This is a genomic window from Streptomyces sp. NPDC057424, from assembly GCF_042803315.1.
Taxonomy (GTDB): domain Bacteria; phylum Actinomycetota; class Actinomycetes; order Streptomycetales; family Streptomycetaceae; genus Streptomyces.
The window spans coordinates 42,096-67,788 of record NZ_JBHVCP010000033.1; the positions used below are offsets into that span (position 1 = coordinate 42,096).

The 25,693-nt window shown below is 73.0% G+C and carries 17 protein-coding genes; 8 read left to right on the forward strand and 9 right to left on the reverse strand.

The genetic code is table 11. From position 1 onward, the window contains the following. Positions 1–15 precede the first annotated feature (15 nt). Genes ACFU3E_RS24315 through ACFU3E_RS24325 form a run of 3 tightly spaced genes read right to left on the reverse strand, consistent with a single transcriptional unit; the run spans position 16 to position 6,298 of the window. Positions 16–1,854, reverse strand: coding sequence for a hypothetical protein (locus ACFU3E_RS24315; protein WP_384161911.1), 1,839 nt, complete (start codon positions 1,852–1,854; stop codon positions 16–18). Next, a complete protein-coding gene (locus tag ACFU3E_RS24320) occupies positions 1,851–4,091 on the reverse strand; it encodes a CDP-glycerol glycerophosphotransferase family protein (RefSeq protein ID WP_384161914.1) in 2,241 nt (746 codons plus the stop codon). Before ACFU3E_RS24320 ends, ACFU3E_RS24315 begins: the two co-directional genes overlap by 4 nt. Positions 4,092–4,099: 8 nt before the next feature. Further along, positions 4,100–6,298, reverse strand: a complete 2,199-nt coding sequence (locus ACFU3E_RS24325; protein WP_384161917.1) for a CDP-glycerol glycerophosphotransferase family protein — start codon at positions 6,296–6,298, stop codon at positions 4,100–4,102. Positions 6,299–6,330: 32 nt separating this feature from the next. Between ACFU3E_RS24325 and ACFU3E_RS24330 the strand changes: the two genes are divergently transcribed. Then, positions 6,331–6,492: a hypothetical protein gene (locus ACFU3E_RS24330; protein ID WP_384161920.1), complete on the forward strand. Its 162-nt coding sequence runs from the start codon at positions 6,331–6,333 to the stop codon at positions 6,490–6,492. A 9-nt stretch (positions 6,493–6,501) separates the two neighbouring features. Here ACFU3E_RS24330 and ACFU3E_RS24335 read toward each other — a convergent pair whose 3' ends face one another. The 5 genes from ACFU3E_RS24335 to ACFU3E_RS24355 form a co-directional block, all read right to left on the reverse strand. Further along, on the reverse strand, positions 6,502–8,763 hold the full coding sequence (locus ACFU3E_RS24335) for a CDP-glycerol glycerophosphotransferase family protein (protein WP_384161923.1): 2,262 nt from the start codon (positions 8,761–8,763) through the stop codon (positions 6,502–6,504). 142 nt (positions 8,764–8,905) lie between these two features. Beyond that, entirely contained in the window at positions 8,906–9,766 is an 861-nt protein-coding gene (locus tag ACFU3E_RS24340) for a carbohydrate ABC transporter permease (RefSeq protein WP_384161926.1), read from the reverse strand. Beyond that, the gene (locus ACFU3E_RS24345; RefSeq protein ID WP_384161929.1) at positions 9,763–11,109 is read right to left on the reverse strand and encodes a carbohydrate ABC transporter permease; all 1,347 of its coding nucleotides are present in this window, start codon (positions 11,107–11,109) and stop codon (positions 9,763–9,765) included. The genes ACFU3E_RS24340 and ACFU3E_RS24345 overlap by 4 nt, the downstream gene beginning before the upstream one ends. A gap of 4 nt (positions 11,110–11,113) precedes the next feature. Next, complete coding sequence (locus ACFU3E_RS24350) at positions 11,114–12,526, reverse strand: ABC transporter substrate-binding protein (RefSeq protein WP_384161932.1); 1,413 nt, start codon at positions 12,524–12,526, stop codon at positions 11,114–11,116. A 176-nt stretch (positions 12,527–12,702) separates the two neighbouring features. After that, the gene (locus tag ACFU3E_RS24355; protein WP_384162012.1) at positions 12,703–16,701 is read right to left on the reverse strand and encodes an FHA domain-containing protein; all 3,999 of its coding nucleotides are present in this window, start codon (positions 16,699–16,701) and stop codon (positions 12,703–12,705) included. A gap of 362 nt (positions 16,702–17,063) precedes the next feature. Here ACFU3E_RS24355 and ACFU3E_RS24360 point away from each other — a divergent pair, with 362 nt between their 5' ends. The 4 genes from ACFU3E_RS24360 to ACFU3E_RS24375 all read left to right on the forward strand — a co-directional run bounded on the left by ACFU3E_RS24360 (position 17,064) and on the right by ACFU3E_RS24375 (position 22,221). Next, positions 17,064–18,746, forward strand: a complete 1,683-nt coding sequence (locus tag ACFU3E_RS24360; RefSeq protein ID WP_384161935.1) for a serine/threonine-protein kinase — start codon at positions 17,064–17,066, stop codon at positions 18,744–18,746. Positions 18,747–18,868: 122 nt separating this feature from the next. Further along, entirely contained in the window at positions 18,869–20,113 is a 1,245-nt protein-coding gene (locus ACFU3E_RS24365) for a serine/threonine-protein kinase (RefSeq protein ID WP_384161937.1), read from the forward strand. A gap of 58 nt (positions 20,114–20,171) precedes the next feature. Continuing rightward, positions 20,172–21,278 (forward strand): peptide chain release factor 2, encoded by a 1,107-nt coding sequence (prfB, locus tag ACFU3E_RS24370; protein WP_384161940.1) that lies wholly within the window; start codon positions 20,172–20,174, stop codon positions 21,276–21,278. 289 nt (positions 21,279–21,567) lie between these two features. Further along, on the forward strand, positions 21,568–22,221 hold the full coding sequence (locus tag ACFU3E_RS24375; protein ID WP_384161943.1) for a hypothetical protein: 654 nt from the start codon (positions 21,568–21,570) through the stop codon (positions 22,219–22,221). Positions 22,222–22,324: 103 nt separating this feature from the next. On the opposite strand, the gene ACFU3E_RS24380 is transcribed toward ACFU3E_RS24375, so the two are convergent. Continuing rightward, positions 22,325–22,516, reverse strand: a complete 192-nt coding sequence (locus ACFU3E_RS24380) for a hypothetical protein (protein ID WP_384161946.1) — start codon at positions 22,514–22,516, stop codon at positions 22,325–22,327. Between the two features lie 291 nt (positions 22,517–22,807). Here ACFU3E_RS24380 and ftsE point away from each other — a divergent pair, with 291 nt between their 5' ends. The 3 genes from ftsE (at position 22,808) to ACFU3E_RS24395 (ending at position 25,693) form a co-directional block, all read left to right on the forward strand. Continuing rightward, positions 22,808–23,497: a cell division ATP-binding protein FtsE gene (gene ftsE, locus ACFU3E_RS24385; protein ID WP_003990615.1), complete on the forward strand. Its 690-nt coding sequence runs from the start codon at positions 22,808–22,810 to the stop codon at positions 23,495–23,497. Between the two features lie 40 nt (positions 23,498–23,537). After that, positions 23,538–24,455 carry a permease-like cell division protein FtsX gene (gene ftsX / locus ACFU3E_RS24390; RefSeq protein ID WP_384161951.1) on the forward strand — a complete coding sequence of 306 codons (918 nt, stop codon included), beginning with the start codon at positions 23,538–23,540 and terminating at the stop codon, positions 24,453–24,455. A gap of 68 nt (positions 24,456–24,523) precedes the next feature. Continuing rightward, positions 24,524–25,693, forward strand: coding sequence for a S41 family peptidase (locus ACFU3E_RS24395; protein ID WP_384161954.1), 1,170 nt, complete (start codon positions 24,524–24,526; stop codon positions 25,691–25,693).

Consider the following 25,693-nt stretch of genomic DNA (forward strand, 5'->3'; position numbering starts at 1 on the left):
TGACCCCGGATCACTTCATCGGGTGAGGCCGCTACGCCCACCTGCCGGACGGTCGCACAGCGCCTGCTGCGCCGCCGCCGGCCAGCGCGCGAAGCGGAACCGGGTCCGCTCGACCGCCCCGGTGAGGTTCCGCCAGAACCGCTCGGCGGTGAGCGGTGCACGCACCGACTCCCTCAACTCGGCGAGTTCGCCGCAGCCCAGCGCGGCCCGGGCCGCCTCGACCGCCTCCCGCGGGGCCCCGGCCCGCATCAGGTCGCGCTGCGGCGGGTGCTCGGCCGCCCACTCGGCGAAGACCCAGTAGTTGCGCAGGAACTTCTCGTGCCCGGGCCAGCTCCACCGCTCCAGCGCCAGATGCGCCCCGATGGGACTGGCCAGCCCCCAGGCGTCGTTGACATAGGCGTCCAGCGGCGCCGCAGCCCCCGTCACTCCGAGATGACGTCCCACGATCACCACCCGGTACGGGGAGTCCGCGCGCATCGGTGTCGCGTGCAGCCGCCGCTCGGCGTCGAAGTAGAGCAGCGTCGGCCCGGCAGCGCGCTCGGCCCGCGCCAGCATGGCGCGCCCCTCCGGCAGGGCCGGCCAGTTGGCCACCCAGGTGGCGGTGCGCACCGGGTTGTGGTCGCCGAGGCCCTCCACGTCGGAGCTGCGCACGTTGAACGACCCGGGCGTGCTGCGCACGTCGAAGGGCGTCCGCAGCGGACTGACCGCCGCGCACAGCCACACCGCCAGCAGCACGCCCGCCACGCCGGTGAACCGGGTCGCGGGGACGATCAGCACCGGCAGGAGCAGCAGCAGGAGCGCGGGAAGGATCATGCGGGCGTGCATGTAGTCGCCGCCGACTCGGACGACGTACCCGGCCAGCAGCAGGCCGGCCGCGAGCGGCGCCACCAGCACCGCGAGCGAGGCCCGGCCCGGGGCGTGGTCCCGTTGCTCCCGGCGGGTGCGCCGCACCAGCAGCACGGCCAGCGCCCCGAGCACCGGGACGACCGGCCACAGCCAGTACGGCCCGAGCGTCTCCTGCACGTAGCCGGCGCCCCGGCTCCAGTCGCTGGCGCTCGCCTCCTTGGCGATGGCGGGCAGCGGCACCAGGATCCCGTAGTACCCCGCCCGGAAGACCTCGTACGCCAGCGGCACCGCTCCCGCCGAGGCCAGCATCGCCGCCGTGCCCCGCCCGGAGGGGCGCAGCACCCACCACTGGGCCGCCAGGAAGCACGCCGTGACCACCGCGAGATCGGGCCGGACCAGCGGACCCAGCCCCAGCACGAAAGCGGCCGTGCACGTCTCCCGGGCCTCCTGACCGCGCCGGGTCCGTGTCAGCAGCCACCACGACAGGCCGGTCCAGAAGGCGCCGAGGCCGCTCTCCAGACCCGAGGTCATGTACGACCAGAACGGCGGTACGGCCAGCAGCACGAGCACACCCGCCGGGAGCAGCAGCCCGGCGCCCCGGTGCAGCCGGCACGTGGCGAGCAGGGCGAACGCGAACCCCGCGGTGCTCAGCACCAGGCCGAGCCCGACCGCGAGGAACGCCGGGTCCTCGCCGGTGACCCAGGTGGTGAGGGCGAGCATCCACTGCCAGAGAGTGCCGGTCGAACTCTCCGCCCGCTCACCGACGTTGAACACGGGCCCGTTGCCCGCCAGGATCTGCCGGACCGGGCGCAGATAGATGAGCCCGTCGTCGCAGATCCAGCGGCGCCGGTAGCCCAGCACGAACAGGGCGGCGGTGGGCACGGCGACCAGGGCGGCATGCCACCAGTGCACCGGCCGCAGCGGCTCGGCGGCGGCCGGCGGCCGGGCCGAGGAGGCCCGCTGGCCGGGCAGGGAGGGGGCGGCCTCGGGGGTCGCGGGAGTTCTCATCTCTCGATCAGCGCCTCGGGTCGTGTGCGGGAACCTCCGGTCCGGCGGGCCGCGGGCAGCAGCGATCCGCCCCGTTCGCCCAGCATCAGCAGGCGGACGACCCGCTCGGCGGCCCGCCCGTCGTCGAACTCGCAGTACCGGTCCCGGAAGCCCGCCCGCAGCCGCGCGGCCTCCCCGTCCTGCCAGGTGCCGGAGGCGAACAGCCAGGCCAGCTCCCGGTAGGAGCGCGACACATGGCCCGGCGCGTCGGCCGTGATGTCGAAGTAGGCGCCCCGGCTCGCCGCGAACGCCCCCCAGTCGTCGGCGTGGACGACGATCGGCCGGTCCAGCAGGGCGTAGTCGAACATCAGGGCGGAGTAGTCGGTGACCAGCACGTCGGAGGCGAGCATCACGTCCTCGACGTGCGGCTCGTCGGTCGCGTCCACCAGCACGCCCCGCCGGTGCAGGTCGGCCAGGCCGAGCCCCCGCGCAACACCTCCGGCCAGCGACGGGTGCAGGCGCACGACCAGCGTGTGCGCGGGGCCCAGGTCCTCGGCGAACCGGGCCAGGTCGAACCGGTCCACGTGGCCGCCCCGCCGGTAGTCCCGGCGGGTCGGCGCGTACAGCACCACCGTGTCACCGGCCGGGACGCCGAGCCGCTCGCGCACCTCCGGGCCCCGCTCCGGACCGGCGCCGACCAGCACGTCGTTGCGCGGGCTGCCGGTCCGCAGCGAGGTGAAGTGGCACGGGTACGCCCGCTCCCAGGCCCGCTCCGCGTGCCGCCCCGCGACCAGGCTGTAGTCCCAGCGGTCGGCGCGGCGCAGCATCTGCGGCACGTCGAAGCCGTGCCGGGCGCCCGGCTTGGTCAGCAGATCGGCGCCCATGTACTTGAGCGGGGTGCCCTGATGGGTGTGGATGTGCACGCTGCCGGGCCGCTTGGCCAGGGTGCCGGGCCAGTTGACGTTGTTCACCCAGTACGTGGCACGGGCCATGACCTCGTGGTAGCGCCGCGAGCCCGGCGTCACGTGCTCGATGCCGGGCGGCAGCGCGTCCACGGCGTCCTCCCTCACCACCCACACGCCCCGGATGTGCGGGGCGATCTCGCGCGCCTTCGCGTGGATCGCGGCCGGGTCGCCGGACACCCCGCGGTGGTGGGTCGCCGAGTAGACGGCGAGGTGCGGATCGAGGGGACGCCTCGACTGGGCCGCGTACCAGCCGCGCACCGCGGTCTCCGACGCCTTCTTCACCACCCGCCGCTGCCCGCCCAGCGCGGCGGCGCGCAGATCCCGCAGCCCGCGCACCGCCGCGTACGACGCGTAGGGCGCCGAGGCCAGCAGCCGCATCTCGGCCCCGCGCCAGCCGTCCGGCTGCGGGAAACCCCCCTCGGGGAGGTGACGGCGGTGGAAGGAGCGGATTTCGCGGTAGAAGTCGCCCCGGTCCGCCGGACGCACCCGGTCCTCGCGGGCCAGCACGAACAGCATGTGGTCCAGCGCCCGCTCCAGCAGCAGCGGACGCGCCCAGTCCAGGCCGGGGCGCTGCTCCAGGAACGTGAACAGGCCCTCGTACTGCGGGAAGATCTCGAAGTGCCGGCGCCCGGGCGTCTTGGTGATCGCGCCCCGCCGGCGCTGCCGGTACTCCACACCGATCCGGTCCAGGCAGGCGATCCGGTCGGCCAGCACCATCGACCGGTACGTGACCGGCGCGTCCTCGTACAGGCCCGGCGCGTACTCCAGCTCGTGCTCCTGGAAGAAGGAGCGCCGGTAGGCCTTGTTCCAGGCGACCAGGAACAGGTTCAGATACTGCGGGCTCTGCCGGATGCGGAACGTCTCCAGGCCCGCCGAGGCCAGCAGGTCCGCCGCTTCGCTGCGCCCGCCCCGGCCCCACCAGTGGGTGCGCACATGGTCGAAGACCAGGATGTCCGGGTCGTCGGTCGCGGCCAGGCGGGCGGCGACGGCGGCCAGCAGGCCGGGCGTGTAGTGGTCGTCGCTGTCCAGGAACAGGACGTAGTCGCCGGCCGCCTGCGCGAGACCGGCGTTGCGGGCCCGGCCGAGGCCGACGTTCTCGGGCAGGTGCAGCACCCGCACCCGGGCGTCGCGGGCGGCGTACTCGTCGAGGATCGCGCCGCTGCCGTCGGGCGAGCGGTCGTCCACGGCGATCACCTCGAAGTCGCCGTAGGACTGGCCGAGCACCGAGTCGAGGCACTCCCGCAGGAAGCCCTGCACCTTGTAGACGGGGACGATGATGCTGAAGCGGGGCACTTCTTCGGTCAGCTCCTCACGAGGATGGCGGCGGGGGCCGGGACGCGCTGTGCGAGCGGGACCACGGGCGGGATCGACTCGGGCGGCTCCCCCAGCAGCACCCGGCGCACGACGCGCTCGGCGGCCCGCCCGTCGTCGAACTGGCAGAAGCGCTCCCGGAACGCGGCCCGCAGGGCGGCGGCGGACTCGTCCGCCCAGGAGCCGTCGCGGAAGACGGCCGCCAGCTCCCCGGGAGTCCGGGCGACCCGGCCCGGCGGGAGCTCCATCAGGTCGAAGTACACGCCCCGGGTCTCCCGGTAGACGTCCCAGTCGTCGGCGTACACCACGATCGGCCGGTCCAGGTTGGCGTAGTCGAACATGATCGACGAGTAGTCGGTGATCAGCGCGTCGGCGGCCAGGCACACGTCCTCCGACGAGCGGTGCCCGGTGACGTCGATGATCCGGCCGCCGCCCCGGGAGGAGCCCCGGTCGTAGAAGTAGTGGGCGCGCAGCAGCACCACGTAGTCGTCGCCGATCGCCTCGCAGAACTCCGCCAGGTCCAGGCCCGTCTCGAAGCCGGTGGCGTAGTCGCGGTGCGTGGGCGCGTAGAGCAGGGCCTTCTTGCCGTCGGGGACGCCCAGTTCCTTCCGGACGCGGGCGACGTCCTCGGCGGACGCCGTGCAGTAGACGTCGTTGCGCGGATAGCCGTACTCGAGGGTCTCGTGGGCGCTCGGGAACGCCCGCTCCCACATCTCGGTGGAGTGCCGGTTGGAGGTGAGGTTGTAGTCCCAGCGGTCCACCCGGGCCAGCAGCCTGGCGAAGCTGCCGGTCGCCGCGGCCACCACGGGGTACGTCGCCTGGTCGGCGCCCATCGTCTTCAGCGGGGTGCCGTGCTGGGTCTGGAGGTGCACACTGCCGGGGCGCTTGACCACGGCGTCGGCGAAGTTGGCGTTGTTGACCAGGTACTTGGCGCGGGCCAGCACCTCCCAGTACTTCCGGCTGCCGATCACCGCGTACTCCACGTCCGGCGGCACGCTGCCCACCGCGTCCGGCTCCACCAGGAACACCGCGCGCAGGTGCGGGGCGAGTTCGCGGGCCTTGGCGTGGATCGCGGCCGGGTTGCAGGCGTAGCCGCGGCCCCAGTACGCGCAGTACACGACGAGGTCCTGGTCGAGCGGGAGGCGCAGGCCCGCCGCGTACCGCAGCCGGGTGCGCAGCCCCCGCGGGCGGGGGAGCAGCGCGGTGGCCCGCAGCGCCGTCCGGTTGGCTGCCCGCAGGGCGCGGAACGCCGGGTACGACCCGGAGGCGAGCAGCCGGTGCTGGACGCCGAGGCTGCCCCCGGGCGTGCGGTAGCCGGAGGGGCGGTGCCGCCGGTAGAGCACGCCCGCCCGCCGGAAGAAGGCGCGGCGTCCGGACGTCAGCCGCCGGGGGTGGGCGGCCGTCTTCAGTACGGCGGCGAAGAGCTGCTCGAACAACGGCGTCAGCCGGTCCGCCGGCAGGTCCTGCTCCGCGGCCCGCGCCAGCACCAGCTCGGTCTGGTCGAGCAGCTCGGTGTGGTGCTCGCCGGGAAGACCCAGCCGGCTGCCCTGCCGGCGCAGCAGATGCCGGACGACGACCGTGCGCAGGGTCGCCACCCGCTCCGCCCGCAGTGCGACCAGTCCGCCGAAGCCGACGTCGGTGAAGTGGCCGCCGGGGAAGCTGATGCCCTGTTCGGTGAGGAAGGCCCGGCGGTAGGCCGCGCTCCACGCCGGGAGCGACACGCCCGTCAGCTGCGGGGCCCGGCAGGGGGAGAAGGCGGCGTGCGGTGTCCCGGCCAGCAGGGGCGCTGCCGGGTTGGCCGGCTCGCCCTCCCACCAGGGGGTGCGCTCGTGCTCGAAGTGCAGGACGTCGACATCGCCCACCGTGCTCAGCCGGGCGTTCAGCGCCGCCAGCGCCCCAGGGGCCAGGACGTCGTCGCCGTCGAGGAACAGCACATGGCCGCCGACCGCCGCCTGCAGACCGGTGTTGCGCGCCCCGGCCAGTCCGGCCGACGGCGGCGAGTGCACCGGCGTCACCCGGGAGTCCCGCTCGGCGTAGCCGGTGACGACGTCCGCCGCCGGTGCGTCGGGTGCGTCGCACACCGGGATCAGCTCGAAGTCGCCGAACGACTGGGCGAGGACGGAGTCCAGTGCCTGGGACAGCCGGCCCGCGACCCCATGGGACGGGACGACGATGCTGAAGCGGGGCATTCTGCTCTTTCTGTCAGGAGGCGGGTCTGCTCGTGGCGGGTCTGCTCGTGGCGGGCCTGCCGGGGGCGGGTCTGCCGGGGGCGGGCCGCCTCACGCGGCGCGCGGGCGACCCGGCCGCCCGGACGGGCGCCAGGAGGGCGGCCGGCTGGGTGTCGGCCGCGACGGGCTGGAGGGCATGGGACTCCCCGGAGTGAGAACCGTGGTCAGAGGCTGTCGATGACGGCGTGGGGACCGGTCGGCAGCGGCACCGTGGTGAGTGGTTCACGCGTCAGAGAGGCCGCATGCGAGGGCACCGGGCGGCGCTCGCCGAGCGGCACGACCGGCGGCAGCTCCGACTCCCCGAGGACGACCCGGCGCACGACCCGCTCGGCGGCCCGGCCGTCGTCGTAGGTGCAGAAGCGCTCGCGGAACGCCGCCCGCAGCTGGGCCGAGCGGGAGCCGCGCCAGTGGCCGGTGGCGAAGATGTCGATCAGCTCGTCCTCACCGCGGGCGACCGCGCCCGGCGGGAAGTCACGCAGGTCGAAGTAGGTGCCCCGGGCCGCGTCGTACGCCTCCCAGTCGTCGGCGTGGACCACGATCGGCCGGTCCAGGTTGGCGTAGTCGAACATCAGCGACGAGTAGTCCGTGACCAGGGCGTCCGACGCCAGGCACAGCGACTCCACGCTCGGGTGGCCGGAGACGTCGACGACCCGGCCGCAGGTGCTGGTCAGCGGGGCGTCGTAGGCGTGGTGGGAGCGGGCCAGGACGACGAAGCGCGGGCCGAGGCGGCGCACGATCCGCTGGAGGTCGAGGGGGTGGCGCTGGGAGCGGCGGTAGTCGCGGTGGGTCGGCGCGTACAGGACCGCCACCGCGCCCTGCGGGATGCCGAGCGAGGCGCGGAGCCGGGCCACGTCCGCCGGGGTCGCCGTGCGGAACACGTCGTTGCGGGGGTAGCCGTACTCCAGCGTGGTGTAGCGGCCGGGGTGGACACGCTCGTGGGTCAGCGTGGTGTGGCGGTTGGCGGAGAGCACGTAGTCCCACTGGTCGACGTTCTTCAGCAGCCTGGCGAAGTCCCGGCCGCGGGCCGCCGCGGGGCGCTCCTGGAGGTCGAGGCCGATGTGGCCCAGCGGGGTGCCGTGCCCGGTCTGGATCAGGACCTGGCCCCGGCGCTTGGCCAGGCGGTCGTCGAAGCCGGTGTTGCTGACCAGGTAGCGGGAGCGGGCGAGCGCCGTCCAGTAGGCGGCCGTCCCGGGGACGAGGCGGCGCGGGCCGGGCGGGATCGTGTGGTGGTGCTCGCGGCGGGCGATCCACGCCGTGCGGATGTGTGGCGCGAGGTCGCGGAACGCGGTCTCCAGCGCGCCGGGGTTGCAGCCGTGGCCGCGGCCGTCGTACGCGGCGAAGACGGCGCGGTCGGCGCGCAGCGGCAGGCAGCGCTGGAGGCGGTAGTGGGTCCTGAGGGCGGCGGACCGCACGCCCCGCAGCAGCCTCCCGCCGGCCCGGGCGGCGGCGCGGTGCAGGGCCGAGGTGAGCTGGAGGGTGCGGTAGGTGCGGTGCAGGCCGAAGCGGATCAGGACGTGGTGGACCCGGCAGCGCAGGGGGACGGGCACGCCGGGGGTGCGGTAGCGGCGGTAGTGGGCGCGGGCCCGGCGCAGGAAGTCGGCGCGCGAGCCCCGGGGAAGCCGGTCCCGCCGGGAGTACACGATCGTCAGATGGTGCACCATGCGGCGGAACAGCACCGGCCGCCACTGGGCCAGTCCGGGGCGCTCGTCGACGAACGCGAAGACCCGGTCGTACTGCTCGAAGACGTCGAAGTGCCGCTCGCTGGTGGTGCGCAGGATGCTGCCCTGCCGCCGCTGCCGGTAGTGCACGCAGACCCGGTCGAGGGTCGCGATCGACTCGGCGGTCATCAGCACCGGGTACGTCCACGGCGTGTCCTCGTAGACCCCGGGCGGGAAGGCGAACCCCTGCCGCTCGACGAACTCCCGCCGGTAGGCCTTGTTCCAGGCCACCATCAGCAGCCGCAGCAGCCCCGGCCGGTCCTCCAGGCGGAACGGCGCCGGGCCCTGCTCGGTGAGCTGCAGGGCCGCCTGGTTGCGGATCGCCTCCCCCGTCCAGTAGGTGCGCGCGTAGTCGAAGACCAGCACGTCGGGCTCGCCCGTCTCCTTCAGCCGGTCGGCGATCGACCGCAGCGCGTCGGGCGTGAGGGTGTCGTCGCTGTCGAGGAACAGCAGGTAGTCGCCGCTCGCATGCGCCACACCGGCGTTTCTCGCGCGGCCCAGGCCCACGTTCTCCGGCAGGTGGACGGGACGTACGCGCGGATCGCGGGCGGCGAACTCGTCGATGATCGCGCCGCACGCGTCCGGCGAGCAGTCGTCGACGACGATCAGTTCCAGATCCGGACAGGACTGGGAGAGCACCGATTCGAGGCACTCGTGCAGGTACGCCTGAACCTGGTACGCGGGGACAATGACACTGAACCTGGGCAAGAGGCCATCCATCGGTCGGCGCGGGCGTTCGGCCCGGGAACGGCCGATGGGCCGACTTGGTTACGGTGGATACGGCATCCGGGGGAACGCGGAAGGGGCGGACCACTCCCGGCCCGCCCCTTCAACTGCCCTGTGCTGGCCTCTACTTGACTGCGCCTGCCATCACACCCGACACGAACTGCCGCTGGAACGCGAAGAAGACGGCCAGCGGTACCACCATCGAGATGAACGCGCCGGGTGCCAGCACGTCGATGTTGTTGCCGAACTGCCGTACCTGCGTCTGCAGTGCGACGGTGATCGGCTGGCTCCCGGAGTCCGAGAAGATCAGCGCGACCAGCATGTCGTTCCACACCCACAGGAACTGGAAGATGCCGAGCGCGGCGATCGCCGGACCGCCCAGGGGCATCACGACGCGGAAGAACAGGCGCAGTTCACCCGCCCCGTCCAGGCGCGCCGCCTCCAGCAGCTCGCGTGGGATCTCCGCGAAGAAGTTCCGCAGCAGGAACACCGCGAACGGCAGGCCGAAGCCGACGTGGAAGAGCACCACGCCCAGCACCGAGCCGAAGATGCCGATGCCGCCGAAGAGTTCGGCGATCGGGATCAACGCCACCTGCACGGGGACGACCAGCAAACCGACCACGCCCAGGAACCACCAGTCCCGCCCCGGGAACTCCATCCAGGCGAAGGCGTAGCCCGCCAGCGAGCCGATGATCACCACCAGCAGGGTCGCCGGGACGGTGATCCACACCGTGTTCAGCAGGGAGCCGGTGATGTCTTCGTTCTCCAGCAGCTTCGCGTAGCTGTCGAAGGTGATCTGCGAGGGCTCGGTGAACACCTTCCACCAGCCGCTCGCCGAGATGTCCTCCGGCGAACGCAGGCTGGACAGCAGCAGCCCGATCGTCGGCACCAGCCAGAACAGTGCGACGACGATGAGGAACACCCGCAGCAGCCCGCCGCCGACCCTCTCGACGAGCCGCGATCCCAGCGACTGTCTCGCCTTCATCGCCGCACCTCCCGCCGCAGCCTGCGTACGTTGAACCACATCACCGGGATCACGAGCAGCAGCAGGAACACCGAGATGGCGCTGGCGATGCCCGGCTGGTTCTCGGAGAAGCCCTTGCGGTACAGCTCCAGGGCGAGGACGTTCGCGTCGTCCTGGGAGGAGCCCGGAGCGATGATGAAGACCAGGTCGAAGATCTTCAGTACGTTGATCATCAGAGTGACGGCGACGACCGCGAGGACCGGCGCCAGCAGCGGCACCGTGACCCGTCTGAACACCTGCCACTCACTCGCGCCGTCCACCCGGGCCGCCTCCAGCAGCTCCCGTGGCACGCTCGCGAGCCCGGCCGCGATCAGCACCATCGCGAAACCCGCCCACATCCAGATGTACGAGCCGATGATGGCCGGGGTGACCAGGGACGGGCCGAGCCAGTCCAGGCCGTTGTACGGCTCCTTGAAGTTGCTCGCCGGAAGCCGGAGTTGGGCCCCGTCGGCCGAGGCCGGCAGCGTGAAGGTGCCGTCGCCGGAGGCCGTCGCCGACGCCACCACCCTGCCGTCCTTGACGGCCTCGATCTTCATGCCGGCATAGCCGAGTTCGCCGGTGTCGACACTGTTGAGCCGGCCCACGCCCTTGCCGCGGGTGAAGTCCTGCCAGGTCGTGCCCGTGACCTGGTCCGGCTCCGGCTTCGGTGCCGCGGCCGCCTTCGCGCCGTCCGGCATCATGCCCGGCGCCACGCCCACCAGGGGCAGTGCGACCGTCTCGCCGGTGCGGACGGGCGAGGTGGTGATGAACGCGCCGCCGCCGGCCGGCTCCAGGGGCGAGTCCCGGCCCGGGTGGGCCTTCGGGAACGCCGACGCCTGGGAGAACGTGTCGTGCACGCCCACCCACACGGCGTTCGCGACGCCCTTGTCCGGGTCCTGGTCGTACACCAGGCGGAAGATGATGCCCGCCGCCAGCATCGAGATCGCCATCGGCATGAAGACGACCAGTTTGAACGCCGTGCCCCAGCGCACCCGTTCGGTCAGCACCGCGAAGATCAGGCCGAGCGCCGTCGCGACCGTCGGCGCGAACACCACCCAGATGATGTTGTTCTTCAGCGCGGTGCGGATGCCCTCGTCGGTGAAGAGGGCCTGGTAGTTGTCTATTCCGGCGAAGCCGTCACCGGACTGGTCGTAGAAACTGCGCACGACCGAGTACCCGATCGGGTACACCACGAGCGCGCCGAGCAGGACGAGCGCGGGCAGCAGGAACAGCGCCGCGACGGTCCTGCGGGTGCCGGTCACACTCTTGCGCGACTTGGGAGCGGCAGGGGGCTCGGTGCCCCCTGCCGCCGGAACCGGCGTCATGACGTCAGTTCCCGTACGCCGCGGCCGCTTCGGCCTCCAGCTTCGCCTGCGTCCCCGCGATGTCCTTCGGGTTCTTCAGGAAGTCCTGCAGGATCTTCCACTCGCCCTTGCCGGGCGTACCGCCGAAGGCCTGCGGGGCCTGGTCGGACATGTCGAAGCGGAAGTCGTCACCGGCGTCGATGAGCGCCTTGGCGATCTTCTGCTGCACCGCGTTCGGGTATGCGGAGTTCGGCACGTTCTTGTTCGGCGAGAGGTAGCCGCCCAGCTTGGCCTGGATCTGAGCCGCGTCGGGCGAGGCCAGCCAGGTGGCCAGGGCCTGCGCCCCCTTCGTGTCCTCCAGGATCACGGCCGCGTCGCCGCCCGAGACCACCGGGCCGTTGTCACCGACCGCCGGGAACGGGAACACCTTCGCGTCCGTGCCGATCTTCATGCTGGAGGGGATGTTGACCTGCGCGAAGTCTCCTGCGGCCACCATGGCGGCCTTGGGCTGGTCCCCGCCGGTGAAGACCTGGGTGACGGACGCCGGGAAGTCGGTCTGCAACGCCCCGTTCGCCCCGCCCGCGATGTAGTCCGGCTTGCCCCAGACCTGCGCGAGCGTGGTCAGCGCGCCCTTCACGGACGGGTCCGTCCACTTGATCTCGTGCTTGGCCAGCTGGTCGTACTTCTCCGGCCCTGCCTGGGAGAGGTACACGTTCTCGAACCAGTCGGTCAGCGTCCAGCCCTCGGCGCCGCCGACGGAGAACGGGGTGACGCCGGAGTCGAAGACCGTCCGCGCGGTGTTGAGCAGGTCCGGCCAGGTCTCGGGCTCAATGGCCCCGGCGTTCTCGAAGACCTGGTTGTTGTACCAGATCAGGGACTTGTTGGCGGCCTTGTAGTAGACGCCGTACTGCGTGCCGTTCACCTTGCCGATGTCCTGCCAGCCCTGCGAGTAGTTCTCGCCGAGCTCCTTGAGGGCGTCGTCGCCGAGGGGCTTGGCCCAGCCCCGGTCGACGGCCTGCTTGATGGCGCCGGGCTGCGGCAGCATCGCGATGTCCGGCGGCTGCCCGCCGGCCACCTTGGAGCCGATGAAGTTGATGATCGGGTCCTGGGCGGGCACGAACGTGACCTCGGCGCCCGTGCGCTTCTCGAACTCCGCCAGGACTTTCTTGAAGTTGGCCTGTTCCGTGCCGCTCCACACGGCGGCGATCTCCAGGCTCGTCCCGTCCAGCTTCGGAAGGGTGACGTTGTTGCCGGTTTCCTCGGTCTCGCCCGTGCTTCCACCGCTGTCGTTGTCGCTGCCTCCGCAGGCGGAGAGCGAGAGCGCGAGCGCTCCCGCTGCGACGGCTGCCGCGGCCCTGGTGGCTCTGCGGTGCTGGGGGGTCGCCGTGTCCCGCCTGGGCGACCAGCGTGTCCGGATGGTGCTGCTCGTCATGCGCATGACTGCCCCGTTCTTCGTTCCTCGTCGAACGTCGAGCGCGCTCCCGTGCGATCTGGTCTACGCCCGGGTGTGCGGGGGCGGCAAGATGGCGTCGGCTGTCAAGCGGGGGATCGTGACTCCCTCGTGACCAGGGACGCGGCCGCATGACGCCGGGTGGCGCCGGAGGTCGTCCCCCGTCACAGGAGCGACGGCACCTTCGCCGCCGCGACCTCCCGCGCCGCCCTTTCCAGCGCGCTGGCCAACAGTGCCAGGTCGGTCGGGCCGTTTCCGAGCTCCCGCACCGGACGCCGGGCCGGGGGGTCACCCATGCGGTGCCATTCCAGGGGGACGACCGTGGGGCGCAGCGTCGCAGTCCGGGGGATCCGGCCGGTGACCCGCCCGCCCTGGAACGGGGTGACCCGCCCGTCCGCACCGGTCAGCCTGCCCCGCCCGGGCGCGGGCTCTCCCCCGAGTTCTCGGCTTCGCTCGAACAGGGAGGTGCCCCCATGGCCCGGGGCGGGGGCGTCGAGCGTGACGCGCAGGGTGGCCCGGCGCGCCGGTTCCGTCTCCGCCGTACGGGCGCACGGGCCGGTGGCCGCCACCAGATGGACCCCGAGCCGGTCACCCTCCTTGGCCACCGCCTCCAGCGCACGCATCACCGACCCGGCCGCGGGCCGCCCGGTCGAGCCGAGCGCCGGGGACACCAGCGCGTCCAGGTCGTCGACGACCACGACCAGCCGGGGGAGCGGGGGCGCGGCCGCCTCCGACTGCCGCCGTGCCGCTCCGGGCCGCAGCCGGATGGTGGAACTGGGCGGGGAGTCGAGGTCGCCGGCCCCGCCCCCGGCGGCCGCGTCGGCCTGGGCGCCGCCCCGGGCCGTCGCCGTGCGCTGGGTGACCATACGGCCCGACAGCTCGCGCCCGGTGTGCCACTCGGTGAAGTCGGACCGCCCGAGCAACTCGGCACGCCGCTTCAGCTCGGCGCTCAAGGACTGCGCGAACTCCCGCATCCGGACCGGGTCGTGGGCCATGAGCAGCGTGGTGACATGCGGTACGTCCGTACACACCCGCAGCCCCTCGCCGTGCCCGCCGCCCGCCCCCGGGCCGCCCCGGCCGTCGACCAGCACCATGCCGAGGCGGTCCGGCCGCTCGGCGGCGGCCAGGGACGCGACGATCGCCCGCAGCAGCTCCGTACGGCCACTGCCCGGCGGGCCCTCGATCAGCAGATGCGGCCCCTGGACCGCGAGGTCCGCGCAGACCGGGCCGCGCGGCCCGGCGCCCAGCACCGCGCGCGCACGTCCACCCAGTGCCTCGGCGTCGTCGGCCGCGTCCGCCCAGCGCGCCATCAGCGATGCCGGGGTGGCCCGGGCCAGGCCCAGCTCGTCCAGCAGCCGGGCCGCCTGCGGCAGCGGTGCGGAGACGCGCGGCTGGCGCTCGCTCGCCGGGCCGTCCGTCCGCAGCGGCGCCAGCGCCCGCGCGAACCGCTCGGCCCAGGCGGCGGAGACCGCGTCGACGGTGGCGACGGTGCCGTGCCCGACGGGCCCGGCCGGTGCGCCGTCACCGCCGGCCCGGGCGACGCGCATCAGCCGCAGGGCCGTCGCCACGTCGCCGCTGAGCAGCGCGACCGCGCCGCACTGCCGGAACACCGGCGCCACCGCGCAGGCCGCCTCGTACGTCTCCGTCACCGGCGAGGCCGGGGAGGCGGCGGCCGTCTCGGCCAGGCAGACGACGTGGATCCCGGCCCGGGGGCCCTCCAGCGCCAGCCGCGCCACGGCCTTGCGCAGGTCGGCGCCGCCGGGGTCGCCGTCGACGACCACGACGGTGTACGGGCCGGGGAAACCGGCTGTCGCTCCGGTGCCGGTGTCGTCGTCCCGGGCCCAGGCGGGGCGGCGGGGGGCCGGCACGGAGCGGGCCGGGGACGGTTCGGCACCGGTGGGCGGACCCGCCTCCGCGAGCTGGTCCTCCAGGCGGCGGGTGAGTTCGTCGGTGCGGGCCGCGGCCTGCTCGCGGTCGTGGGCCAGGAGCAGCCGGCAGTCTTGCCCGTGCCCCGGGCGGACGTGCGGCAGCCAGCCCAGCCAGGACCACTCGGCGGTGCGCTCCTCAAGAGGGCGGGAGCGGTCCGCGGCGATCAGGACGATCTCCAGCGTGTCGGGGGAGTGCAGCGTGGTGAGCTGGGCCAGCACGGCACGGGCCAGCCCGGCCAGCCGCGCCCGCGGCCCGGCCAGTCCCAGTGCGCCGACCTCGCGCAGCCCGGCGGTGACGGGCACGGCGGGCAGCAGGCCGGAGCCGTCCGGAGCCGCCCGGTCGGCCGTACCGAGGCGCACGGCGAGGGCCTCCGGGTGGCCGGGGGCGCGCTCCCACAGCCGCGGCCCGGGCCCCAGGGCCGTGAGCAGCAGCGTCGCCGGGTCCGGCCAGGTCTCCGGCACCGCCGGCGCGACCACCGGGTGATGTTCCGCCGCCATCACCGCGGCCGGGTCGTCCGCGGAGGCCTCACGCTGGTCCGCCGCCTGCTCGCCACGCCCTCCGGCCAGCCGCCGGGCCCACGCCCCGAGCCCGCCACGCCTGCGCGTCCCCGGGGGCACGTCGGTGCCGCGCAGGGGAGTGCCTTTGCGCCCACGACCGGCATGCTGGTCCGCGAGGGCCGGGTCGTCGGCACCGGCGGGAGCGGCCGGTCCGTCGCCGCCCCGGGAGTGCAGACCGGTTCCGTCCGTGTCCCCGGCGTCGTACGCCGTTCCGGCACGGTCCGGGGCCGCGTCGCGGAACGCCCCGATCCCGGAACGCCCCACGTGCGTGTCCCCGGCGCCGCTCGCCGGCTGTGCCGGGGCAGGGGGAGGAGTCATGGGCGGGGCACTGTGCGCCGTACCGGACTGCCCGGTGCGCGTTCCAGGCGTCTCGGAGGAGGACCCCCCCGGCCGGGCTTCGCCGACCATCTGCGCATGCGCCTCACCCCCGGCACCCCGGGCCGGCGCCTCGCTCCTGCCGTCTCCCGCAGGGGGCGCGCTCTCAGCACTGCGGTGTGACGCCTGCCTCAGGCTGTCTCCCGCGTGGGCCGCACCCCGGGGTGACGTCTGGTTCCGGCCGTCTCCGGCAGGGGCCGCGCCCTCGGCGCCCCGGGTCGGCGTCTGGTTCCGGCTGTTTCCCGCGTGGGGCGCGCCCTCGGCGCCCCGGGTCGGCGTCTGGTTCCGGCTGTTTCCCGCGTGGGGCGTGCCTCCGGCGCCCCGGGTCGGCGTCTGGTTCCGGCCGTCTCCGGCAGGGGCCGCGCCTCCGGCGCCCCGGGTCGGCGTCTGGTTCCGGCCGTCTCCCGCATGGGTCTCGCCGCTGTGCCCCCGCCCCCGCGGCGCTTCGGGCCCCGGGTTCGCGCCCCCGCTCTCGATCTGAGGCGCCCCACCCTGTCCCGGCACCACGGCCGGCGCAGCGGAGCCGTACCCCGAGGCACCCGGCATGCCCCAGGCCGCCGAGCCGTGGGCGTGATGCGTGGGGCCCGAGGGTGCGGCCGGTCTCGGATCCGCCACGCGCGCGTGGGATCCCCCGTCCCCGGCGAGCCCGGCCACGCGCACGTGCCCCTCCCCGTCCGGCGTCGTCTCCACCCGGCCCCCCGGCCCCCCGGCGGGGACCAGCCGCAGGGCCGACTCACCCAACCGCAGCAGCGCACCCGGTGCGAAAGGGACCGGCCGGCCGCCCACCCGCGCGCCGTTCACCGTCGTGCCGTTCGTGGAGTCCAGGTCGGCGACCGCGACGCGGCCGTCCGCGCTCACCGTCACCGCGCAGTGCAGCCGGGAGACGTCCGGGTCGTCGAGGGGCACGTCGGCGTCGGCGGAGCGGCCGACGCGGATCTCGCCGCCGTGCAGCAGGTGGACACCGCCGGCGTCGGGGCCGGCGACGACCTGGAGCTGGGCCGGGGCGTCGTCCAGCTCGGGATGCGGCTCGGGCTCCCCGGGCCCGCCCACGGACAGCACGGCACCGTCGGTCAGCGGGGGCTCGCCCAGCGTGCAGCGCTGGGCGTCCAGCCGCTGCTCCCCGGCGTACAGCACGGGCGTGCCCGAGCCGTCACCGCTGGAGACCACCTGGGTGAGCGCCGACGCCACCGCGGCGAGCGCCGTACCGGCGGGGGCCGTGACCAGAACGTCGCTGCGCGGGGCGCGGTCCCGCGCCGGCGCCGACGGGCCCAGCGGATCTACGACGGTCAGCCGGATCTGCATCGCCGTCAGCGGTCCCTTCTGCCCGGGCGCGGAGTCCCCCACCCCGCCCCAGCACGTCGGCCAGTACTGCACGCATCCTCGCACCTGCACCTGACAATGCGCCCCCCGCTCCGGAAAAGGTGATCTTGATTGGTCGGCTCTGCCCGCAAAAGTGCCGGAGAGAAGCCCCACAGGCGACCGCTTGAGATCGGTCACGTTCGTTACCGGCAACCACAAGACCGAGGTGAGCGTCTTTCCTTCGAACGGGAGTGAGGGGCGCTACGTAAGACCCACAGAAAGACGACACTCCGGTCCTCGGCCGCCCGGCACTACAGTGGGGCGGACAGGCCAGCAGGCAAGGCAAGCACCAGGGAGCGCATGACGTGCGGCCGGTAGGCAGCAAGTACTTGCTCGAGGAGCCGCTCGGACGCGGCGCCACGGGCACCGTCTGGCGAGCCCGCCAGCGCGAGACCGCGGGCGCCGAGGCGGCCGTGCCGGGGCAGCCCGGCGAGACCGTCGCGATCAAGGTCCTCAAGGAGGAGCTGGCCAGCGACGCGGACATCGTCATGCGGTTCCTCAGGGAGCGCTCCGTCCTGCTCCGGCTGACCCACCCCAACATCGTCCGGGTCCGTGACCTGGTGGTCGAGGGCGAGCTGCTGGCACTGGTCATGGACCTCGTCGAGGGTCCCGACCTGCACCGCTACCTGCGCGAGAACGGGCCGTTCACCCCGGTCGCCGCCGCCCTGCTCACCGCCCAGATCGCCGACGCGCTCGCCGCCAGCCACGCCGACGGCGTCGTCCACCGCGACCTCAAGCCGGCGAACGTCCTGCTCCAGCAGTACGACGGGCGGATGCACCCGCTGCTGACCGACTTCGGCATCGCCCGTCTGGCCGACTCCCCGGGGCTGACCCGCACCCAGGAGTTCGTCGGCACGCCCGCGTACGTCGCGCCGGAGTCCGCCGAGGGCCGCCCGCAGACCTCCGCCGTCGACATCTACGGCGCCGGCATCCTGCTGTACGAGCTGGTCACCGGCCGCCCGCCGTTCTCCGGCGGTTCCGCCCTGGAAGTGCTGCACCAGCACCTGAGCGCCGAACCGCGCCGCCCGTCCACCGTCCCCGACCCGCTGTGGACGGTCATCGAGCGCTGCCTGCGCAAGAACCCCGACGAGCGGCCCAGCGCCGAGAACCTCGCCCGTGGACTGCGCGTCGTCGCCGAGGGCATCGGGGTGCACTCGAACTCCGCGCAGATCGCCGCCGCCGAGGGCGTCGGCATGCTCCTCGTGCCCGACCCGGCCCCCGCGCCGGTGCCGGACATGTCCGGCGAGGCCGACCCGACCCAGGTCCTCCCGCAGGGCGCCGGCTCGTACGACCCGAACGCGGCGACCAGCGTCATGCCGCACACCGGCGGCCCGGGCGGCGCCGCCGACCCCACCACCGTCCTGCCGGGCCGGGGCGCGGCCGACCCGACCGCCGTCATGCCGCCGGTGCCGCCGGGCTCGCCCGGCCACCCCGGCCAGCAGGGCGGCCCCGAGGACCCGCACCCCTGGCAGAACCAGCTGCGGGCGGCCCGCGACCGCAACGAGCAGACACAGGTCCAGTACCTCGACCCGAACGAGGACCCGCTGCGCCGCCGCCCCCAGCGCCAGGTCGCCCGGCCGCAGCAGCCCCCGCGCCGCCAGGCACCCCCGCCCGGGCCCGGCTACGGCCATCCGCAGCAGCAGCCCCAGCAGTACGCCCCGCAGCCCCAGCGGCCCCAGCCGCCGCAGCGCTATGCCCCGCCCGCGCCGCCGGCCCAGCCCCAGCAGCCGCAGCGGCCCCAGCGCGAGCCCCGGCAGCCGCGGCAGCGCGGCGCCAACCCGATGCGGATCCCCGGGCTCGGCTGCCTGAAGGGCTGCCTCTTCACGATCATCATCCTGTTCGTCGCGGGCTGGCTGATCTGGGAGCTGAGCCCGCTCCAGGAGTGGATCGGCACCACCAAGGGTTACTGGGACCAGCTCACCGACTGGTTCAGTACCGTGACCGGCTGGTTCGAGAAGCTCGGCGGCAGCGGTTCCGGCACGAACTGACCGGAACCGCCCTGCGGGGTTGGTGATTTGTCGACACCTGGCGGGTGATTTCCGCCTCCCCGGTGAAGGTTGGCTCTCCGGACGCGTAGTTTTAGCGACAACACGCGTCGGTAGGAGCAGCCTTGGCACGGAAGATCGGCAGCCGGTACACCGCCCACCAGATCCTGGGGCGGGGCAGCGCCGGCACGGTGTGGCTGGGCGAGGGCCCCGAGGGCCCCGTCGCCATCAAGCTGCTGCGCGAGGACCTCGCGTCGGACCAGGAACTCGTCGGACGCTTCGTCCAGGAGCGCACCGCCCTGCTCGGTCTGGAGCACCCGCACGTCGTGTCGGTGCGCGACCTGGTCGTCGACGGCAACGACCTGGCCCTCGTCATGGACCTGGTCCGCGGCACGGACCTGCGCACCCGGCTGGACCGGGACCGGCGCCTGGCCCCCGAGGCGGCCGTCGCGATCGCGGCCGACGTCGCCGACGGACTGGCGGCCGCGCACGCGGCGGGCGTCGTGCACCGGGACGTCAAGCCGGAGAACGTGCTCCTGGACATGCAGGGCCCGCTCGGCCCCGGCGGCTCCCACCGCGCGCTGCTGACCGACTTCGGCGTGGCCAAACTCATCGACACCCCGCGCCGGACCAAGGCCACGAAGATCATCGGCACTCCGGACTACCTCGCCCCGGAGATCGTCGAGGGCCTGCCCCCGCGCGCGTCCGTCGACATCTACGCGCTCGCCACGGTCCTCTACGAGCTGCTGGCGGGCTTCACCCCCTTCGGCGGCGGCCACCCCGGCGCGGTCCTGCGCCGGCACGTCACGGAGACGGTCGTCCCGCTGCCCGGCATCCCGGACGAGCTGTGGCAGCTGCTCGTGCAGTGCCTGGCCAAGGCCCCGGCCTCCCGGCTGCGGGCCTCGGAGCTCGGAGCCCGGCTGCGGGAGCTGCTGCCGATGCTGGAGGGCATGCCGCCGCTGGAGGTGGACGAGCCGGACACCGAGTCCGCGGACGAGGCCGACCGCGAGGAGCAGCCCGCCGGTCCGGCACCCGCCGGGGAGCGGGTCCGGCGGCGCGGGGCGATCCCGCTGGTGCCGGGCGCGAAGCCGGCCGACTCCAACCGGGACACCCACACCTCGATGCGCGTACCGGCCCCCGACGAACTGGCCGGCGGCGCCCACGGCACGGCCCGCGCTCCCCGCACCCCGGGCGCCCCCCGCCCCGGCTCGGCCCGCAACCGTGCCGCGACCCGGCGCCGCCGGGCGGCCCTGGGAGCGGGCGCGGTGGCACTCGCGGCGGCGATCGGCGTCGGCGCCTGGCTGTCGTCGGGCGACGACGGCAGCGCACCTCCCCAGGACACGAGGAACTCGGCCCCGCAGACTCCTTGAGCCGCCGGCTCCGGCCGCCCTGCGATGGCCGCCGGGCGGAGCCGTTACGCTGGAGGGCGTGGCAGTCGTCGACGTATCCGAAGAGCTCAAGTCCCTCTCCTCGACCATGGAGTCGATCGAGGCCGTTCTGGACCTCGAAAAGATGAGGGCAGACATCGCCGTGCTCGAGGAGCAGGCGGCCGCGCCGTCCCTCTGGGACAACCCCGATGAGGCGCAGAAGATCACCAGCAAGCTGTCCCACCTCCAGGCCGAGGTGCGCAAGGCCGAAGCCCTGCGCGGTCGCATCGACGACCTGGGTGTCCTCTTCGAGATGGCCGAGGAGGAGGACGACCCGGACACCCGCGCCGAGGCCGAGTCCGAGCTCACGGCCGTGAAGAAGGCGCTGGACGAGATGGAGGTCCGCACCCTCCTCTCCGGTGAGTACGACTCCCGTGAGGCGCTGGTGAACATCCGTGCGGAGGCCGGTGGCGTCGACGCCGCCGACTTCGCCGAGAAGCTCCAGCGCATGTACCTGCGGTGGGCCGAGCAGCGCGGCTACAAGACCGAGATCTACGAGACGTCGTACGCGGAAGAGGCCGGCATCAAGTCGACCACCTTCGCCGTCCAGGCGCCCTACGCGTACGGCACGCTCTCCGTCGAGCAGGGCACGCACCGGCTCGTGCGCATCTCGCCCTTCGACAACCAGGGCCGGCGGCAGACCTCCTTCGCGGGCGTGGAGATCCTGCCCGTGGTGGAGCAGACCGACCACATCGAGATCGACGAGTCCGAACTGCGTGTGGACGTGTACCGCTCGTCCGGCCCCGGTGGCCAGGGCGTCAACACCACCGACTCCGCGGTGCGCCTCACCCACATCCCCACCGGCATCGTCGTCTCCTGCCAGAACGAGCGCTCGCAGATCCAGAACAAGGCGACGGCCATGAACGTGCTTCAGGCCAAGCTGCTGGAGCGGCGCCGCCAGGAGGAGCAGGCCAAGATGGACGCCCTCAAGGGCGACGGTGGCAACTCCTGGGGCAACCAGATGCGTTCCTACGTCCTGCACCCGTACCAGATGGTGAAGGACCTGCGCACCGAATTCGAGGTCGGCAACCCCGAGTCCGTGTTCAACGGCGAGATCGACGGGTTCCTCGAGGCCGGAATTCGCTGGCGCAAGCAGCAGGAGAAGTAAGTTTGTCGACATGGCAACTGTCGCGGCGGCGGCGGCAGTTGCCATCTCTCTGCCCGGATGTCTGGGTTTTACATCACACTCACAGGCTCAGACTCCCGGCATAGCCCCCGTAGTTGGACATGGCGGCTGCAAACGGCCTTGACGTGTTCTTGAAAAATGGGAAGGGTTAAGCGCGGCATGCGTGTCTCTGGGGCGCATGTGAACCGGGGGCCTTTCCTTGCAGCTGTCCCCGTCGAGCACAGCCCCGAGCGCTGCCTAATGACGATGAGCTACTGGGGGTAGCAACCACATGACGAAGAAGACGCGGATCCGTGTCGCGCGGATAGCGGCCGGTGCCGTGATCGCCGCTGGTGCCTCGCTGACCGCCGCCGGTGCGGCATCCGCTCTCGACCTGGGTGTCAGCGTCGGTGTCGGCGTCAGCGCCGGCGACGACGAGCCGACCGACCCGGCCCCGACCGACCCGGGTATTCCCACGAACCCGAACCCGACGGACCCGGGTACGCCCACCGACCCGGGCACGCCCACCGACCCGGGTACGCCCACCGACCCGGGTACGCCCACCGACCCCGAGCCGACGGCGGACCCGGAGCCCACGGACGAGCCCACCGAGCCGACCGAGGACCCGACCGACGCCCCGACGAACCCGGGCAACGGGAACGGCAACGGCGGCGGCAACGGCAATGGTGGCAGCAACGGCGGCGGCAACAACGCCGACCCCGACGGTGGCACCTCGCCGCAGGAGGAGGGCTCCTCCGCCCTCACCGACACCGGCTCGGACTCCACCCCGGCCCCGCAGGCCCAGGGCAACGGTCAGGAACTCGCCGAGACGGGTGCCGCGCAGACCACCTTCCTGGTGATCGGCGCCGCCACGATGATCGCCGGCGGTGTCGGCTTCCGTCTGCTGCCGCGCCTCGTGGGCGGCAGTGGCGGCGCTGCCGCCTGACGGTAGCCGCGTCCGTACGGACCGTACGCACAGCGCACCACCGAGGGCCCGGAGCGAAACGCTCCGGGCCCTCGGTCATGTCCGGGTGCGGCTGCCCGCCGCCTTACACGGTCTGGTGCGCCAGCAGGGCCACCGCGGCGATCAGCACCGTCAGCAGTGCGATCAGAGTCATCGGGTTCAGGCCCGCGAGGAAGTTCTCCTGCTGCAGCCGCTCGCGGTTCGCGCGGCACACGGGGCAGCGGCCCTCGTTCACGGGGGACGCGCAGTTCCCGCACACCAGCCGGTCGTACGTCATGCGCTTGCCCTCCTTGCGCCGGTTCCACCTGTCCAACGTGTGGGGGGAAGGGAATGTTCCCCCCTCTACTCTGCCAGGTTCCTCCGGAGGGTGCGCGGCTCGCTCCCAAACGGGGTGGCCGCGCGGATTCCCGCGGCTGCCGTCCATGGGGGCTGAGGGCGTGCTTCCCCTCCGCCCCCGAGGGGTGTACAAAGCGGCACATCCGCTGCGCAACCGCACCGGTGACTGCGGTGCCCTACCCGGTTCGCGTATGGTCACGCTCATCTACCCCCGGCGACCCGTGGTGCATCCGTGATCCGATTCGACAATGTCTCCAAGGTCTACCCCAAGCAGACCCGCCCCGCCCTCAGGGATGTCTCCCTGGAGGTCGAGAAGGGCGAGTTCGTGTTCCTCGTGGGGTCCTCCGGCTCCGGAAAGTCCACCTTCCTGCGGCTGATCCTCCGCGAGGAGCGGTGCAGTCACGGACAGGTGCACGTTCTGGGCAAGGACCTCGCCCGCCTCTCCAACTGGAAGGTGCCGCAGATGCGGCGCCAGCTGGGGACGGTGTTCCAGGACTTCCGCCTGCTGCCGAACAAGACGGTCGGTGAGAACGTCGCCTTCGCGCAGGAGGTCATCGGCAAGTCGCGCGGCGAGATCCGCAAGTCCGTGCCCCAGGTGCTCGACCTCGTCGGGCTCGGCGGCAAGGAGGACCGGATGCCCGGCGAGCTGTCCGGTGGTGAGCAGCAGCGCGTCGCCATCGCGCGGGCCTTCGTCAACCGGCCCAAGCTGCTCATCGCCGACGAGCCCACCGGCAACCTCGACCCGCAGACCTCAGTCGGCATCATGAAACTGCTCGACCGCATCAACCGGACGGGCACGACCGTGGTGATGGCCACGCACGACCAGAACATCGTGGACCAGATGCGCAAGCGCGTCATCGAACTGGAGAAGGGCCGCCTCGTCCGCGACCAGGCCCGCGGTGTCTACGGCTACCAGCACTGATACCGCACCCGAGATCCACGGAAAGGCATAACCAGTCGCCATGCGCGCCCAGTTCGTCCTGTCGGAGATCGGTGTCGGTCTCCGCCGCAACCTGACGATGACCTTCGCCGTCGTCGTCTCCGTCGCCCTGTCGCTCGCCCTGTTCGGCGGGTCGCTCCTGATGAGCGACCAGGTCAACACCATGAAGGGCTACTGGTACGACAAGGTCAACGTCTCGGTCTTCCTCTGCAACAAGAGCGACGCCGAGTCCGACCCCAACTGCGCCAAGGGCGCGGTGACCGACGACCAGAAGAAGCAGATCAAGGCCGACCTCGACAAGATGGCCGTCGTCCAGGCGGTCACGTACGAGTCGCAGGACCAGGCGTACAAGCACTACAAGGAGCAGTTCGGCGACTCCCCGCTCGCCAGCTCCCTCACGCCGGACCAGATGCAGGAGTCGTACCGCATCAAGCTGAAGGACCCGGAGAAGTACCAGGTCATCGCCACCGCCTTCAACGGCCGGGACGGCGTGCAGTCCGTGCAGGACCAGAAGGGCATCCTGGACAACCTCTTCAAGCTGCTGAACGGCATGAACTGGGCCGCCCGCGCGGTGATGGCGCTGATGCTGGTCGTCGCGCTGATGCTGATCGTCAACACCGTGCGCGTCTCGGCGTTCAGCCGCCGGCGTGAGACCGGCATCATGCGGCTGGTCGGCGCCTCGGGCTTCTACATCCAGGCGCCGTTCATCATGGAGGCCGCGGTCGCCGGACTCATCGGCGGCACCCTCGCGTGCGGCTTCCTGCTGATCGCCCGGTACTTCCTCATCGATCACGGACTGGCCCTCGCCGACCAGCTGACGCTGATCAACTTCATCGGCTGGGACGCCGTCCTCACGAAGCTGCCGCTCATCCTCGCCACGAGCCTTCTGATGCCCGCGTTGGCCGCGTTCTTCGCGTTGCGCAAGTACTTGAAGGTGTGACGCACGCCAAGAGGGGCCGTACGGTCAACCGGCCGTACGGCCCTTCCCCTTGTCCTAGACTCACCGGCATGTCAGGTCGTGACCCGTTCTGTCAGCCCCGCCGTATCCGTCGTGGGGCCGCCCTGACGTTGGTGTTCGCGAGCGTGCTCGTCGCCGGTGCGGCCACGGGGGCGCTGCCTCAGGGCCAGGGGAAGTCCGCCCTGGACGCGGCGCGTTCGGCCGGTGCGCCCGGGCGCCACACCGACGTCGCCCGGGCGGCCGAGGAGGCCATGGCCGACGGCAAGTCCCCGGTCCAGGCCGCGAAGCGCGCCGTCAGCCGCAGCGGGGACCGCTGGGGCGCCGTCTACTCCCGCGGCGAGTACGAGCAGTTCGAGGAGTCCCTCGACGGCCAGTACACCGGTGTCGGCCTGTGGGTCCGCAGAGAACGGGACGGCCGTGTCGAGGTGACGAAGGTGCGCGCCGGGTCGCCCGCGGCCACCGCCGGCATCCGCCCCGGAGACCTGCTGCGCAAAGTCGACGGCGAGAAGACCGACGGCCGCCCCGTCACCGAGGTCGTCTCCTTACTGCGCGGGGACGCCACCGACGCTCCCGCCGGCACCGCCGTCCGCCTCGGCCTGGAGCGCGGCACGCGCGCGTGGACCGAAACCCTGCGCCGGGCCCAGCTCTCCACGGACGCGGTCACCGCCCGGGAACTCGCCGGCCGGGTCACCGTCATCAAGGTCGCCACCTTCACCAAGGGCTCCGGCCACCAGGTCCGCGACGCCGTCCGGCAGGCCCCGTCCGGCGCCGGAATCGTCCTCGACCTGCGCGGCAACTCCGGCGGCCTGGTCACCGAGGCCGTGACCACCACCTCCGCCTTCCTCGACGGCGGCCTGGTCGCCACCTACGACGTCGACGGCGAACAGCGCGCCCTGCACGCCGAGCCCGGCGGGGACACCACCAGACCCCTGGTCGTGCTCGTCGACGGCGGAACGATGAGCGCGGCCGAGCTCGTCACTGGCGCCGTACAGGACCGTGGACGGGCGCTCGTCGTGGGCTCCCGCACCTTCGGCAAGGGCTCGGTCCAGATGCCGAGCCGGCTGCCCGACGGCTCCGTCGCGGAGCTGACCGTCGGGCACTACCGCACCCCCTCCGGCCGTGGGGTCGACGGCCGGGGCATCACGCCCGACCTGGAGACCGGCGAGGACGCCCTGCAGCGGGCCGGGACCGTACTGCGCGGTCTCGCGAGCCCCTCGTAA

What these genes read in the sequence shown, in the direction of transcription:
- ACFU3E_RS24315 (WP_384161911.1), bottom strand. Translation starts at nt 1,854, where the DNA reads ATGAGAACTCCCGCGACCCCCGAGGCCGCCCCCTCCCTGCCCGGCCAG.
- ACFU3E_RS24325 (WP_384161917.1), bottom strand. Translation starts at nt 6,298, where the DNA reads ATGCCCCGCTTCAGCATCGTCGTCCCGTCCCATGGGGTCGCGGGCCGG.
- ACFU3E_RS24340 (WP_384161926.1), bottom strand. Translation starts at nt 9,766, where the DNA reads ATGAAGGCGAGACAGTCGCTGGGATCGCGGCTCGTCGAGAGGGTCGGC.
- ACFU3E_RS24345 (WP_384161929.1), bottom strand. Translation starts at nt 11,109, where the DNA reads ATGACGCCGGTTCCGGCGGCAGGGGGCACCGAGCCCCCTGCCGCTCCC.
- ACFU3E_RS24350 (WP_384161932.1), bottom strand. Translation starts at nt 12,526, where the DNA reads ATGCGCATGACGAGCAGCACCATCCGGACACGCTGGTCGCCCAGGCGG.
- ACFU3E_RS24355 (WP_384162012.1), bottom strand. Translation starts at nt 16,701, where the DNA reads ATGCAGATCCGGCTGACCGTCGTAGATCCGCTGGGCCCGTCGGCGCCG.
- ACFU3E_RS24375 (WP_384161943.1), top strand. Translation starts at nt 21,568, where the DNA reads ATGACGAAGAAGACGCGGATCCGTGTCGCGCGGATAGCGGCCGGTGCC.
- ACFU3E_RS24380 (WP_384161946.1), bottom strand. Translation starts at nt 22,516, where the DNA reads ATGACGTACGACCGGCTGGTGTGCGGGAACTGCGCGTCCCCCGTGAAC.
- ftsX (WP_384161951.1), top strand. Translation starts at nt 23,538, where the DNA reads ATGCGCGCCCAGTTCGTCCTGTCGGAGATCGGTGTCGGTCTCCGCCGC.
- ACFU3E_RS24395 (WP_384161954.1), top strand. Translation starts at nt 24,524, where the DNA reads ATGTCAGGTCGTGACCCGTTCTGTCAGCCCCGCCGTATCCGTCGTGGG.